Here is a 14833-nt window from a genome sequence, read left to right as displayed (position 1 = left end):
ATTTTTTGTTCACCGCCGGCCTGTTGTGACACGCTGGTTTTAAGAGAATTAGATGTAGCTGTTGCTGCATCACAAGACAGGGACCAAGTTCAGATGGCGAAAAGATGGTATTCGGTCAGTGTTTTGTCGAACTTCGAAAAGAAGATTGCCGAGCAAATCCGCACCACGGTCGCCGAGCAAGAGCTTGAGGACCAAATCGACGAAGTACTGGTCCCCACCGAAGAGGTGATCGAGGTTCGGCGCGGCAAGAAAGTCACGACAGAACGTCGGTTTATGCCCGGCTATGTGCTTGTACATATGGAGATGTCCGACCGCGGCTATCACTTGATCAACTCGATCAACCGCGTCACAGGGTTTTTGGGGCCGCAGGGCCGTCCAATGCCCATGCGTGACGCCGAAGTAACCGCGATTCTTGGCCGTGTCCAAGAGGGCGAAGAAGCACCACGCACATTGATCCACTTTGAAGTGGGCGAGCGGGTGAAGGTTGCCGATGGTCCGTTCGAGGATTTCGACGGCATGATCGAACAGGTCGACGACGAGAACCAGCGCCTCAAGGTTTCTGTGTCGATCTTTGGCCGGGAAACCCCGGTCGAGCTGGAATTCACTCAGGTCAACAAACAGGTCTGAGCGAGCGGCGGGGCGACCCGCCATACGGTGGCAACACCGTTCGTTTGTGGGAGGGGACAGCGGCGCGCCGCTCAACCGCACCACACTAGCAAGCGGCCACATCGCGATGTGGTCGTATAGGGTGAATGAAAGTTCACCGACATTAAAAGGAGAAGGCCAATGGCCAAGAAACTCGTCGGTACGATGAAGTTGCAAGTTAAAGCGGGTCAAGCGAACCCATCCCCACCCGTTGGCCCCGCACTGGGTCAGCGCGGGATCAACATCATGGAATTCTGTAAGGCGTTTAACGCCAAGACAGCGGACATGGAGCCAGGTGCCCCTTGCCCGACCGTGATCAGCTACTATCAGGACAAGTCCTTTACGATGGACATCAAGACGCCTCCAGCGTCCTACTACCTGAAGAAAGCCGCCAAGGTTAACTCCGGCGCGAAAACACCGAGCCGCGAAACCGTTGGTACCGTGACCACCAAGCAGCTGCGCGAGATTGCAGAAGCAAAAATGGCGGACCTGAGCGCTGTGGATGTTGAATCCGCGATGAAAATCATTCTGGGCTCCGCCCGCTCCATGGGCATCGAGGTTAAGTAAGATGGCAAAACTCGGAAAACGCACCCGCGCCGCACGCGAAGCATTCGTAGGCAAAGTAGATCTGACCGTTGAAGAAGCGGTATCTTTGATCAAAGCCAACGCAAACGCGAAATTTGATGAAACCATCGAGATCGCGATGAACCTTGGTGTTGACCCCCGTCACGCCGACCAAATGGTTCGCGGCGTTGTTGGCCTGCCAAACGGCACCGGCAAATCCGTTCGCGTTGCTGTATTTGCACGTGGCCCAAAGGCTGACGAAGCTCAAGCAGCTGGTGCCGACATCGTTGGCGCAGAAGACTTGATGGAAGCCATTCAAGGCGGCAAGATCGACTTTGATCGTTGCATCGCGACACCTGACATGATGCCGATCGTTGGTCGTCTTGGTAAGGTTCTTGGCCCACGTAACCTGATGCCAAACCCAAAAGTTGGTACAGTTACAATGGACATCAAAGAAGCTGTTGAAGCTGCCAAAGGCGGTCAGGTTCAGTTTAAAGCTGAAAAAGGCGGCGTTGTGCATGCTGGCATCGGCAAACTGTCCTTTGACGAAGCGAAGCTGGTTGAGAACGTACGTGCCTTTGTTGGTGCTGTGTCCAGAGCCAAGCCTACCGGTTCTAAAGGTGCTTACATGAAAAAGATCGCTCTGAGCTCGACAATGGGCCCAGGCGTGACTGTAGAAGTCGATAACGCTGTCACCGAGTAACTCGGAACAGTTAGTTTCTTGAATTGACGGGCCCCCATGGTTTCAAGGGGGCCCGTTCTCGTTTGACGGTCGGGCGAATGCCTGGGGGTAGGGCGCTGGTTCTAACGTTCGGTGAGGCGGTTTTCTCGTCGCCTCGGGCGCATGAATTAACCTGAAACCAGATTAGCCCTTGGCAATCCGTGCCGCATCCCCTAGAACGCCCTCGATTCACTATGCATCGCATGGTGAGTCTTCTGTCCGAGACGAAGGGTGGCGCAAGCCTTAATTCCTTTCTGAGATGGGAGATGCAAGAATTACCGTTCGCGCAAGCGTGGGGCTATTTTGGCTTATTCCCGTAAAATGGACCAAGACTGTTCGCGTAAGCGGACTTAATTGAGCCGGGGGGCAACCCCCAGATTTGGAGTGAAACTGTGGATAGAGCCCAGAAAGAACAGTTGGTCGACGAGCTCGGCCAAATCTTCGAAAGCTCTGGCGTCGTTGTGGTTAGCCACTACGTCGGCCTGACAGTTGCTGATATGCAGGACCTTCGTGCGCGCGCTCGCGCTGCGGGCGGGGCCGTGCGTGTTGCCAAAAACAGGCTCGCCAAAATTGCCCTTGACGGAAAGCCATGCGAAAGCATTGCAGATCTCCTGACGGGTATGACCGTTCTGACCTATTCCGAAGACCCCGTGGCAGCAGCCAAGGTGGCCCAGGAATTCGCTAAAGAGAATGCAAAATTTGTCATTCTCGGCGGCGCAATGGGTGAGAACGCACTGGATGTCGCCGGTGTTGAAGCCGTGTCCAAGATGCCTTCGCGGGAGGAGCTTATCTCCACCATCGCGGGTATGCTGGGCGCACCTGCTTCCAACATCGCCGGGGCCATTGGCGCACCTGCAAGCAACATCGCTTCCATCTTGTCCACGATCGAGGACAAGGCGGCTGCGTAAAGCAATATCGTCAAGCTGGCGCAGGGTTGAACACTCGCGTTGGAACACACATATCGTTAACGGAAAGAGCTAAACATGGCTGATCTGAAAAAACTGGCAGAAGACATCGTTGGTCTGACGCTGCTGGAAGCACAAGAACTGAAAACCATCCTCAAAGACGAGTATGGCATCGAGCCCGCAGCTGGCGGCGCAGTGATGATGGCTGGCCCCGCAGATGGCGGCGCAGCTGAAGAAGAGAAAACTGAATTCGACGTCGTTCTGAAGAACGCCGGCGCATCCAAAATCAACGTGATCAAAGAAGTTCGCGGCATCACCGGTCTGGGCCTGAAAGAAGCCAAAGATCTGGTTGAAGCTGGCGGCAAGATCAAAGAAGGCGTTGATAAAGCGGAAGCTGAAGACGTTAAAGCCAAGCTGGAAGCAGCTGGCGCAGAAGTTGAACTGGCCTAAGCCATTCGATCAGGGTGCTGTTTTTGCTTGATGAAAGCGGCCCGAAGTTTGTAAAGCTTTGGGGAAGCCCATAAAAATTAAGGCTGGACGGGGAATTCCCTGTCCAGCCTGATCTGTTTTGAAAAGTATTTCATGCGAAATATTTCTCTGGATAGGTCCTAGTGGTCGGAAGAGGTACGGTGGGACGTGCCTCAAGAATTGATCAGGATTTACCGCTCTTATGGGCGCGCATCACGGCCCCGGTGATGGCGAGCTCGGCAAGAGATACGAAAGGTGACAGACACATGGCGCAATCCTTCCTTGGCCAGAAACGTCTACGTAAATACTATGGCAAAATCCGCGAAGTGCTGGAGATGCCGAACCTGATCGAGGTTCAGAAATCCTCTTATGATTTGTTCCTGCGCTCCGGCGATGCGGAAACACCGACAGACGGTGACGGCATCCAGGGCGTCTTTCAGTCGGTTTTCCCGATCAAGGACTTCAATGAGACGTCGGTTCTTGAATTCGTCAAGTACGAGCTTGAAAAGCCAAAATACGATGTAGAGGAATGTCAGCAACGCGACATGACCTACAGCGCGCCTTTGAAGGTGACGCTGCGCCTCATCGTGTTTGATGTAGACGAAGACACCGGTGCAAAATCGGTTAAGGACATCAAGGAACAGGACGTGTTCATGGGCGACATGCCCCTGATGACGCCAAACGGTACGTTTGTTGTGAACGGGACCGAGCGTGTGATCGTATCCCAGATGCACCGTTCACCCGGCGTGTTCTTTGACCACGACAAAGGCAAAACCCACTCTTCGGGTAAACTGCTGTTCGCTTGCCGCATCATTCCTTACCGCGGTTCGTGGCTCGACTTCGAATTCGACGCCAAAGACATCGTCTTCGCGCGCATCGACCGTCGCCGCAAACTGCCAGTAACAACGCTGCTTTATTCGCTGGGTCTTGACCAAGAAGCGATCATGGACGCGTATTACAACACCGTTAACTATACGCTGAAAGATGGCGAAGGCTGGGTTGCACCCTTCTTCCCGGATCGTGTGCGGGGCACACGGCCAACGTATGACCTCGTTGACGCTGCGACAGGCGAGATCCTGTTTGAAAAGGGCAAGAAGGTTACACCTCGTGCCGTTAAGCAGTTGATCGACGAAGGCAAGGTTTCCGAACTGCTGCTGCCGTTTGACCACATCGCGGGCAAATTTGCTGCACGTGATATCATCAACGAAGAAACCGGCGCGATCTATGTCGAAGCGGGCGACGAGATGACGCTCGAGCACGACAAAGACGGTACGCTCATCGGTGGTACAGCCAAAGAGCTGATCGACGCAGGCATCTTCGAGATCCCACTGCTCGACATCGACAACATCAACGTCGGCCCTTACATGCGTAACACCATGGCGGCGGACAAGAACATGAACCGCGACACCGCGCTCATGGATATCTACCGCGTTATGCGTCCGGGCGAGCCGCCCACAGTCGAAGCCGCGTCGAACCTGTTCGACACGCTGTTCTTTGATGCGGACCGCTATGACCTTTCCGCGGTTGGCCGTGTAAAGATGAACATGCGCCTGGCGCTCGACAAGGAAGACACGCAGCGCACGCTGGACCGTGACGATATCGTCGCCTGTATCAAGGCGCTGGTTGACCTGCGCGACGGCCGTGGCGACATCGACGATATTGACCACTTGGGCAACCGTCGTGTGCGTTCCGTCGGCGAGCTGATGGAAAACCAGTACCGTGTTGGCCTGCTCCGGATGGAGCGCGCGATCAAGGAGCGTATGTCTTCCGTCGAAATCGACACTGTGATGCCACAGGATCTGATCAACGCGAAACCAGCAGCTGCTGCGGTACGTGAATTCTTCGGCTCCAGCCAGCTGTCGCAGTTCATGGACCAAACCAACCCGCTGTCCGAGGTGACGCACAAGCGTCGTCTTTCCGCGCTTGGGCCAGGTGGTCTGACACGCGAGCGTGCCGGTTTTGAAGTGCGTGACGTTCACGCGACCCACTATGGTCGCATGTGTCCGATTGAAACGCCCGAAGGTCCGAACATTGGTCTGATCAACTCGCTGGCCACTTTTGCCCGTGTGAACAAGTACGGCTTTATCGAAACACCCTACCGCAAGGTATCGAACGGTGTGGTTTCCGATGACGTGCAGTACATGTCTGCTACGGAAGAAATGCGTCACACAGTGGCGCAGGCCAACGCGAACCTTGATGAGAACATGAAGTTCGTGAACGATCTGGTCTCGACGCGGAAATCGGGCGACTACACCTTGTCGCCTTCCGAAAACGTTGACCTGATCGACGTTTCGCCAAAACAGTTGGTCTCGGTCGCTGCGTCCTTGATCCCGTTCCTTGAAAACGACGATGCGAACAGGGCCTTGATGGGCTCGAACATGCAACGTCAGGCGGTGCCTTTGCTTCAAGCCGAAGCACCACTGGTCGGGACCGGTATCGAAGAAGTCGTCGCACGGGATTCCGGTGCTGCTTATATGGCGAAACGTGGCGGTATCATCGACCAAGTCGATGCCAGCCGTATCGTTATCCGTGCCACCGAAGACCTTGAGTTGGGTGACGCGGGCGTAGACATCTACCGCATGCGCAAATTCCAGCGTTCGAACCAGAACACCTGCATCAACCAGCGTCCGCTGGTGAAGGTTGGTGAGACGGTTCAAAAGGGTCAGGTTATCGCGGACGGTCCGTCGACGGACATGGGTGAACTGGCGCTTGGCAAGAACGTGATCGTCGCGTTTATGCCTTGGAACGGCTACAACTACGAAGACTCCATTCTGATTTCTGAGCGTGTATCGCGTGACGACGTGTTTACTTCGATCCACATCGAAGAATTCGAAGTCGCCGCCCGTGATACAAAGCTGGGGCCAGAGGAAATCACACGCGATATCCCGAACGTCGGTGAAGAAGCGCTGCGCAACCTCGATGAGGCCGGCATCGTTTACATTGGTGCGGATGTTGAACCCGGTGACATTCTTGTCGGCAAGATCACACCCAAGGGCGAAAGCCCGATGACGCCAGAAGAAAAACTGCTGCGCGCCATCTTTGGTGAGAAAGCATCGGACGTGCGCGATACATCGCTGCGTGTGAAGCCCGGTGATTTTGGTACAGTCGTCGAAGTGCGCGTCTTTAACCGTCACGGCGTCGAAAAAGACGAACGTGCGTTGCAGATCGAGCGTGAAGAAGTCGAACGTCTGGCCCGTGACCGCGACGATGAGCTTGGTATTCTTGACCGCAACATCTACGCGCGTCTGCAGTCTATGATCATCGGCAAAATTGCTGTCAAAGGCCCCAAAGGCGTCAAGTCGAACTCGGAAATCACCGAAGACCTGCTGGCGTCGCTGTCGCGCGGTCAGTGGTGGCAGCTGGCACTCGAAGACGAAGACGACGCAAAAATCGTCGAAGCCCTGAACGAGCAGTACGAGATCCAGAAACGGACCTTGGATGCGCGCTTTGAGGACAAAGTCGAAAAAGTCCGTCGTGGTGACGATCTGCCCCCGGGCGTGATGAAGATGGTCAAAGTGTTCGTCGCGGTGAAGCGCAAGCTGCAACCGGGCGACAAGATGGCTGGTCGTCACGGCAACAAAGGTGTTATTTCCAAGGTCGTACCGATGGAAGACATGCCGTTCCTTGCGGATGGCACGCCAGTGGACTTCTGTTTGAACCCGCTGGGTGTTCCATCGCGTATGAACGTTGGTCAGATCCTTGAGACCCACATGGGTTGGGCCGCTCGCGGCTTGGGCATCAACATCGACGAGGCCCTGCAGGAATACAAACGCTCCGGTGATTTGACACCTGTGCGCGAAGCAATGCACCACGCCTATGGCGACGACGTCTACGAAGAAGGCATCGTTGGCATGGACGAGGAATCCTTGCTGGACGCAGCCAAGAACGTCGCACGCGGTGTGCCAATCGCCACGCCGGTTTTCGATGGTGCCAAGGAAGCAGACGTGAATGACAGTCTGACACGGGCCGGGTTCGATACCTCCGGTCAGTCGGTTCTGTTTGACGGTCGCACAGGCGAGCAGTTTGCCCGCCCTGTCACCGTCGGCGTCAAATACCTGCTGAAACTGCACCACCTTGTGGACGACAAAATCCACGCGCGTTCGACTGGTCCATACTCTCTGGTCACCCAGCAGCCATTGGGCGGTAAAGCGCAGTTTGGTGGTCAGCGCTTTGGTGAGATGGAGGTCTGGGCTTTGGAAGCTTACGGCGCTGCATACACCTTGCAGGAAATGCTGACTGTGAAATCGGATGACGTGGCCGGACGGACCAAGGTCTATGAAAGCATCGTCAAAGGCGAAGACAACTTCGAGGCCGGCATTCCGGAATCGTTCAACGTACTTGTGAAAGAAGTACGTGGTCTTGGTCTGAACATGGAACTCCTGGATGCGGAGGAAGAAGAGTGAGGAAAGCACCGGGGTTTTCTTAAACCCCGGCCCGTTTTCTCAGACTGAAAACGCCTCTCTCCCTCCGCTTTCGAGACTTATCTAAGGATTTAAGATGAACCAGGAACTGACAAACAACCCGTTCAACCCCGTCGCGCCGACTAAGACGTTCGACGAAATCAAGGTCTCTCTGGCATCGCCAGAGCGGATCCTGTCGTGGTCGTTCGGTGAAATCAAGAAACCCGAAACCATCAACTACCGGACGTTCAAGCCCGAACGGGACGGCCTGTTCTGCGCGCGTATCTTTGGCCCGATCAAAGATTACGAATGCCTGTGCGGTAAATATAAACGCATGAAGTATCGCGGCGTTGTCTGCGAGAAATGTGGCGTTGAAGTTACCCTGCAAAAGGTCCGCCGCGAGCGTATGGGCCACATCGAACTGGCGTCGCCTGTTGCGCACATCTGGTTCCTCAAGTCGCTGCCATCGCGCATCGGCCTGATGCTGGATATGACGCTGCGCGATCTGGAGCGCGTGCTGTACTTTGAAAACTACGTCGTGATCGAACCCGGTCTGACGGATCTTACCTATGGTCAGATGATGACCGAGGAAGAGTACATGGACGCTCAGGATGCCTTTGGCATGGACGCGTTCACCGCCAATATCGGCGCCGAAGCGATCCGCGAAATGCTGGCTGCCATCGATCTTGAAGCCGAAGCTGACCAACTGCGTGCCGATCTGAAAGAGGCGACAGGCGAACTGAAGCCGAAAAAGATCATCAAGCGTTTGAAAGTCGTTGAATCCTTCCTCGAGTCCGGCAACCGGCCCGAGTGGATGATCATGACCGTCATTCCTGTGATCCCACCAGAGCTGCGCCCGCTGGTGCCGCTGGATGGTGGCCGCTTTGCGACCTCCGACCTTAACGACCTGTATCGCCGTGTCATCAACCGGAACAACCGACTCAAGCGTCTGATCGAATTGCGCGCACCTGACATCATCGTCCGGAACGAAAAGCGGATGTTGCAGGAATCTGTTGACGCATTGTTCGACAACGGCCGTCGTGGCCGCGTGATCACGGGTGCCAACAAGCGACCGTTGAAATCGCTGTCCGATATGCTGAAGGGTAAGCAAGGTCGCTTCCGTCAAAACCTTTTGGGCAAGCGCGTCGACTTCTCCGGTCGTTCGGTCATCGTGACCGGACCCGAGCTGAAGCTGCACCAGTGCGGTCTGCCCAAGAAGATGGCGCTCGAGCTGTTCAAGCCGTTCATCTACTCGCGCCTCGAAGCCAAAGGTCTGTCTTCCACCGTGAAGCAAGCCAAGAAGCTGGTGGAAAAAGAGCGTCCCGAAGTCTGGGATATTCTTGACGAAGTGATCCGCGAACACCCCGTCATGCTGAACCGTGCGCCTACGTTGCACCGTTTGGGCATTCAGGCGTTCGAACCGGTTCTGATCGAAGGTAAGGCGATCCAGCTTCACCCGCTGGTCTGTTCGGCCTTTAACGCTGACTTTGACGGCGACCAAATGGCTGTTCACGTACCACTGTCGCTTGAAGCCCAGCTTGAAGCACGTGTTCTGATGATGTCCACGAACAACGTTCTGTCGCCTGCAAACGGTGCACCGATCATTGTTCCGTCGCAGGATATGATCTTGGGTCTGTACTACACGACTTTGGAACGCGAAGGCATGCCGGGCGAAGGCATGGTGTTTGGTTCCGTTGAGGAAGTCGAACACGCGCTTGATGCCGGTGCAGTCCACCTGCACACCGCAATCAAAGCGCGGGTCAAGCAGATCGATGCCGAAGGCAACGAAGTGATGAAGCGTTTCGACACCACACCAGGCCGTATTCGTCTTGGTGCGTTGTTGCCGCTGAACGCCAAAGCGCCGTTTGATCTGGTAAACCGTCTGTTGCGTAAGAAAGAAGTGCAGCAGGTCATCGATACGGTCTACCGCTACTGTGGTCAGAAAGAATCCGTTATCTTCTGTGACCAGATCATGACCATGGGTTTCCGCGAAGCTTTCCGCGCCGGTATCTCCTTTGGTAAGGACGACATGCTGATCCCCGAAACCAAGTGGACCTTGGTTGACGAGACACGCGATCAGGTCAAAGACTTTGAACAGCAGTACATGGACGGCCTGATCACTCAGGGCGAAAAGTACAACAAAGTTGTCGATGCCTGGTCCAAGTGTAACGACAAAGTCACCGACGCGATGATGGGGGCCATTTCGGCCGAACGTCGCGATGCTCAGGGTGCAGTCATGGAGCCGAACTCGGTCTACATGATGGCCCACTCCGGTGCGCGTGGTTCGGTTACACAGATGAAACAGCTGGGCGGGATGCGCGGTCTGATGGCGAAGCCGAATGGCGACATCATCGAGACACCGATTATCTCGAACTTTAAAGAAGGTCTGACCGTTCTGGAGTATTTTAACTCCACCCACGGTGCCCGTAAGGGTCTGTCGGATACCGCTTTGAAAACAGCGAACTCGGGTTACCTGACCCGTCGTCTGGTGGACGTGGCACAAGATTGTATCATTCGTATGCATGACTGTGGCACCGAAACTGCGATCACCGCCGAAGCTGCTGTCAACGACGGCGAAGTCGTCTCGTCTCTGGCGGAACGTCTGCTGGGTCGTGTTGCGGCTGATGACATTCTGCGCCCCGGTACCGAAGAAGTGCTGGTACCTGCACAGACTGTGATCGACGAGCGTCTGGCCGATATTATCGACGAAGCTGCCGTGGCGTCTGCCCGTATCCGCAGCCCGTTGACCTGTGAAGCCGAAGAGGGCGTCTGCGCCATGTGCTATGGTCGTGACCTTGCACGCGGTACGCTGGTGAACCAAGGTGAAGCTGTCGGCATTATTGCCGCGCAGTCGATCGGTGAACCTGGCACGCAGCTGACGATGCGTACATTCCACATTGGTGGTGTTGCTCAGGGTGGCCAACAGTCCTTCCTCGAAGCGTCGCAGTCCGGTAAGGTTGTGTTCGATAACGCTCTGACCCTTGAGAACACCGCAGGTGAGATCATGGTCATGGGCCGTAACATGAAGCTTGCGATTGTTGACGAAAACGGTGACGAGCGTGCCAGCCACAAAGTCGGCTATGGTACCAAGCTTTTCGTGAAAGACGGTCAGAACATTCTGCGCGGCGACAAGCTGTTCGAATGGGATCCCTACACGCTGCCGATCATCGCGGAGAAATCCGGTATGACCAAGTTCGTCGACCTTGTGTCGGGGATCGCGGTTAAGGATGAAACCGATGATGCAACCGGTATGACACAGAAGATCGTGATCGACTGGCGTGCAGCACCCAAAGGCAATGAGCTGAAGCCAGAAGTTATTCTGGTAGATGCCGATGGCGAACCTGTCCGTAACGATGCGGGCAACCCGGTGACCTATCCTATGTCCGTTGATGCCATTCTGTCCGTTGAGGACCAGACTGAAATCGCGGCGGGTGACATCGTTGCGCGTATTCCGCGCGAAGGTGCCAAGACCAAGGATATTACCGGTGGTCTGCCACGTGTTGCGGAACTCTTTGAGGCACGTCGCCCCAAGGATCACGCGATCATCGCAGAGATCGACGGCTATGTCCGCTACGGCAAGGACTACAAGAACAAGCGTCGTATCTCGATCGAGTCTTCCGAAGATCCGGATCACAAGGTCGAATACATGGTGCCTAAGGGTAAGCACATTCCCGTTGCGGAAGGTGACTTTGTCCAGAAGGGCGACTACATCATGGACGGCAACCCTGCGCCGCATGACATCCTCGCGATTATGGGTGTCGAAGCGCTGGCTGACTACATGATCGACGAAGTTCAGGATGTTTATCGTCTGCAAGGCGTTAAGATCAACGATAAGCATATCGAAGTGATCGTGCGTCAGATGTTGCAGAAGTGGGAAGTCCAAGACAGCGGTGACACCACCCTGTTGAAAGGCGAACATGTCGATAAGCAAGAGTTCGACCAAGCCTGTGCCAAAGCGCTGTCCAAAGGCGGACGTCCTGCGCAAGGCGAACCGATCCTTCTGGGTATCACCAAGGCGTCGCTGCAAACCCGCAGCTTCATCTCGGCGGCGTCCTTCCAGGAGACCACACGTGTTCTGACCGAGGCTTCGGTTCAGGGTAAGCGCGACAAGCTGGTTGGCCTGAAAGAAAACGTCATCGTGGGCCGTCTGATCCCAGCCGGTACCGGTGGTGCGACGCAGCAGATGCGTAAGGTTGCAGCGGATCGTGACAACGTGGTTATCGAAGCCCGTCGCGAAGAAGCCGAAGCCGCCGCACGTTTGGCCGCGCCAGAGCCTAAATCGGATGATGTGGTCGGTGGCGATGTATTCGATAACGTCCCTAACGACGATGAAAGCCGCAACTAAGCCTACGCTACAAAGAACTGGAAAAGCCCCCGCCGAGAGATCGGCGGGGGCTTTTTCGTTGCGGGGGCGGGGTGATGAAATAGCGTCTAAAATTTGCGCGAGTGGGCTGGTTTTCCGTCGCGGCCTGCGGCAATGATAAGCCAACCTAACAAAAAGAAAGCCGCCCAATGTCGCCAAACCTCGCCGGAGCACTTTTCATGATGGGCTCCATGGCGGCCTTTGTGTTGAACGATACAATGACCAAGACCACGGGCGGGGCGGTGCCGCTGTTCCAGCTGCTATTTCTGCGTGGTGTGATCTCGATCTCATTGATCGTGATGCTTTGGGGGCGGCTTGGCCCGATGCACCTGCGACTGAGCCGTCGCGATTGGAAACTGGTCGCCATCCGGTCCGGTGCCGAAGTCGGGGCAAGCTTTTTCTTCGTAACAGCGCTGTTTAACATGCCGCTGGCGAACCTCAGCGCGATCTTGCAGTCGTTGCCACTGACCGTGACGTTGGGGGCCGCGTTGGTCTACCGCGAGAAGGTCGGGTGGCGCCGGTTCTCGGCCATCCTCGTTGGCTTTTTTGGTGTGATGTTGATCGTCAAGCCGGGCACTGACGGGTTCAATATCTGGTCGGTCTACGCCCTGATTGCAGTGTTCTTCGTTACGGTTCGCGACCTAAGCACACGCAGATTGTCGAAAGAGGTGCCGTCGATGACGGTGACTTTCGCGGCGGTCCTCTCTGTCACCGGGTTTTCGACCTTTGCGCAATTCACCACCCCTTGGGAACCGGTGTCGTCAGACCATTGGATCGCGATCACTGCGGCAGCTGTCTTTGTCCTGATGGGGTATTATTTCAGCGTACAGACGATGCGGGTTGGCGATGTCTCTTTCATCGCGCCGTTCCGCTATACGGGACTGATCTGGGCCCTGATCCTTGGCTGGCTGGTGTTTGGTGACTGGCCCGTGCCGACGACACTGATCGGTGCCTCTATCGTCGCCGCGACAGGGTTGTTCACGCTGTACCGCGAGCGCATCACCACACGCCCACTGCCGCCCCTTTAACCCTTGGCGAAGACGCGGCGCACTGCGTTGATGTCGATGGTAAAGCGATCCTTGAACAAGGTCTCCTCCTCGGCGCTGAGCGGCGAAAGCTCGATCGGTCGTGCGTTCTTTTGACGTGAATCGTTAAAGCCGTTGTGACCGCGTACGTACATCGCCTGATCGGGAAAGCTGAGCGCAGGCATAAAGCGGGGTAGCTTGTCGTGGGCAAAGTTCATGATGGTTAATGGGCACCGCGCATTCACGAACATCGCGAGCGCCGCGGTATAGAAAGGCCGGTAGGACGGCGTTGCGGCGATCCCGTCCGCGCCAAACTCGGCCACGTAGCCCTTGTTCCAGTCAAGAGCGACAGACTTATGCTGCACCAACAGCGGCGTCGCGTCATCGACGGCTTTGCGCAGCTTGGCGATGAAATCTACAGCAATGGCATCGTCATCATCAAACCGAAACTGAACACAGGGCTCAAGCCGCGAGAGACGGGCGCTGTTCAGTATCTCTTTCATAACCTCGCGGTGTGGCCTGGGTGGTTCGACGATGATTCTTGCCTGAGGCAGGGGGGCCAGTAGAGCTTTCAGGCGCACCATGTGCTGTTGCGGAAAGCTATCGCCGACGAGGACGATCATCTCGAAGTCCGGATCGGTTTGTGCCATCAGGCAGGGCAGGGCGACGGCTTCGAACAGGCGGAATCTTTCTTCTAGCCGTGCAGGTTCGTAAAGATAGGCGATACGATCTTCGATGGTTTCATGCCCGACCTGAAATCCGCCTAGCGCCGGATAGGAAAAGCGGCATAGCCCAAGTATCTGCATCGTGTACCGCCTTGTCCCGATTATGCAGCGTAAATATGCGGGGTAGGGGGGGCGTGATGCAAGAAGGAATACCCGTTTCGCGTGCCGCCCATACTTGGGGCGGGGGGCTGTTGACAGCAGGGGCGACTCTGCCTATACGGCCCTTATCTCGGATGCAGGGGTCGCCCTGCTTTGCCGACATCATATCTACTGTGGTCACGATCCGGTCTATTGCTGACTCGATCCTCTGTTACCCCACCGCTTCGTTTTCCTCGGTACGGGAACGCTGCGGTGATTTTGCTTTGCGCCATCGGTGTCGGGCGAAGATAGAATTCGTGGACGTGCGAAGTGACCGAATTTGAAACCGCACTGGGGTCCGCCCCGCTGCACCACTTATGTGAGCTAAACGGGGATAAAACCGGAATGCCAACGATCCAGCAGCTGATCCGCAAACCGCGCCAGCCTAAAATCAAACGTTCGAAATCCATGCACCTGCAAGAATGTCCGCAAAAGCGCGGCGTGTGCACACGTGTTTACACGACCACACCTAAAAAGCCGAACTCGGCCATGCGTAAGGTTGCCAAAGTGCGCCTGACCAACGGTTTCGAAGTCATCAGCTACATCCCGGGTGAATCGCACAACCTGCAAGAACACTCTGTTGTTCTGATCCGCGGCGGCCGTGTAAAAGACCTTCCCGGTGTGCGCTACCACATCCTGCGCGGTGTTCTCGATACGCAAGGCGTTAAAGATCGTAAGCAGCGTCGCTCCAAATATGGTGCAAAGAAGCCAAAGTAATTTGGGTCGGTTCGGGCTGGCGCATCGCAAATACAAGATGCCCGGTCCCGCCGCCCGCCATGTTTTCCCGTAAGGGAGTGAGCCGAGTAAGACTGAGCGCCGGACGATCGGGGTGCAAATCGCACCAGACGCGCTGGCCCATCGCTGCCTCGGCAACTGACA

General features: G+C 55.8%; 10 protein-coding genes. 9 read left to right on the top strand and 1 reads right to left on the bottom strand.

Features of this window, described 5'->3' with window-relative positions:
* Positions 1-93: 93 nt before the first annotated feature.
* The 8 genes from nusG (at position 94) to ACVBAU_RS15190 (ending at position 13094) form a co-directional block, all read left to right on the top strand.
* Positions 94-627 carry a transcription termination/antitermination protein NusG gene (gene nusG, locus ACVBAU_RS15225; RefSeq protein ID WP_335744455.1) on the top strand — a complete coding sequence of 178 codons (534 nt, stop codon included), beginning with the start codon at positions 94-96 and terminating at the stop codon, positions 625-627.
* Between the two features lie 159 nt (positions 628-786).
* Positions 787-1212, top strand: coding sequence for a 50S ribosomal protein L11 (gene rplK / locus ACVBAU_RS15220; RefSeq protein WP_005849876.1), 426 nt, complete (start codon positions 787-789; stop codon positions 1210-1212).
* Position 1213: 1 nt separating this feature from the next.
* Positions 1214-1912, top strand: coding sequence for a 50S ribosomal protein L1 (rplA, locus tag ACVBAU_RS15215; protein ID WP_138925068.1), 699 nt, complete (start codon positions 1214-1216; stop codon positions 1910-1912).
* Positions 1913-2322: 410 nt separating this feature from the next.
* Positions 2323-2838, top strand: coding sequence for a 50S ribosomal protein L10 (rplJ, locus tag ACVBAU_RS15210; RefSeq protein WP_138925069.1), 516 nt, complete (start codon positions 2323-2325; stop codon positions 2836-2838).
* Between the two features lie 75 nt (positions 2839-2913).
* On the top strand, positions 2914-3285 hold the full coding sequence (rplL, locus tag ACVBAU_RS15205) for a 50S ribosomal protein L7/L12 (protein ID WP_093734404.1): 372 nt from the start codon (positions 2914-2916) through the stop codon (positions 3283-3285).
* A gap of 284 nt (positions 3286-3569) precedes the next feature.
* Positions 3570-7706 carry a DNA-directed RNA polymerase subunit beta gene (gene rpoB / locus ACVBAU_RS15200; RefSeq protein WP_138925070.1) on the top strand — a complete coding sequence of 1379 codons (4137 nt, stop codon included), beginning with the start codon at positions 3570-3572 and terminating at the stop codon, positions 7704-7706.
* A gap of 94 nt (positions 7707-7800) precedes the next feature.
* Entirely contained in the window at positions 7801-12048 is a 4248-nt protein-coding gene (gene rpoC / locus ACVBAU_RS15195; RefSeq protein ID WP_138925071.1) for a DNA-directed RNA polymerase subunit beta', read from the top strand.
* A gap of 167 nt (positions 12049-12215) precedes the next feature.
* Positions 12216-13094: a DMT family transporter gene (locus ACVBAU_RS15190; RefSeq protein ID WP_335744453.1), complete on the top strand. Its 879-nt coding sequence runs from the start codon at positions 12216-12218 to the stop codon at positions 13092-13094.
* Here the strand turns inward: ACVBAU_RS15190 and ACVBAU_RS15185 are convergent.
* Positions 13091-13897, bottom strand: coding sequence for a putative rhamnosyl transferase (locus ACVBAU_RS15185; protein ID WP_448326999.1), 807 nt, complete (start codon positions 13895-13897; stop codon positions 13091-13093). The two genes, ACVBAU_RS15190 and ACVBAU_RS15185, sit on opposite strands and share 4 nt — an antisense overlap.
* Positions 13898-14299: 402 nt before the next feature.
* Between ACVBAU_RS15185 and rpsL the strand changes: the two genes are divergently transcribed.
* Positions 14300-14671: a 30S ribosomal protein S12 gene (gene rpsL / locus ACVBAU_RS15180; RefSeq protein WP_005849863.1), complete on the top strand. Its 372-nt coding sequence runs from the start codon at positions 14300-14302 to the stop codon at positions 14669-14671.
* Positions 14672-14833: the final 162 nt, after the last annotated feature.

This window comes from Sulfitobacter sp. M13 (assembly GCF_053474885.1).
This window is presented reverse-complemented; position numbering and strand designations above follow the sequence as displayed.

Excerpts from the sequence above, each read along its gene's own strand:
- rpoB (WP_138925070.1), top strand. The coding sequence starts at position 3,570 with ATGGCGCAATCCTTCCTTGGCCAGAAACGTCTACGTAAATACTATGGC.
- nusG (WP_335744455.1), top strand. The coding sequence starts at position 94 with ATGGCGAAAAGATGGTATTCGGTCAGTGTTTTGTCGAACTTCGAAAAG.
- rplA (WP_138925068.1), top strand. The coding sequence starts at position 1,214 with ATGGCAAAACTCGGAAAACGCACCCGCGCCGCACGCGAAGCATTCGTA.
- ACVBAU_RS15190 (WP_335744453.1), top strand. The coding sequence starts at position 12,216 with ATGTCGCCAAACCTCGCCGGAGCACTTTTCATGATGGGCTCCATGGCG.
- rpsL (WP_005849863.1), top strand. The coding sequence starts at position 14,300 with ATGCCAACGATCCAGCAGCTGATCCGCAAACCGCGCCAGCCTAAAATC.
- rpoC (WP_138925071.1), top strand. The coding sequence starts at position 7,801 with ATGAACCAGGAACTGACAAACAACCCGTTCAACCCCGTCGCGCCGACT.
- rplL (WP_093734404.1), top strand. The coding sequence starts at position 2,914 with ATGGCTGATCTGAAAAAACTGGCAGAAGACATCGTTGGTCTGACGCTG.
- ACVBAU_RS15185 (WP_448326999.1), bottom strand. The coding sequence starts at position 13,897 with ATGCAGATACTTGGGCTATGCCGCTTTTCCTATCCGGCGCTAGGCGGA.
- rplK (WP_005849876.1), top strand. The coding sequence starts at position 787 with ATGGCCAAGAAACTCGTCGGTACGATGAAGTTGCAAGTTAAAGCGGGT.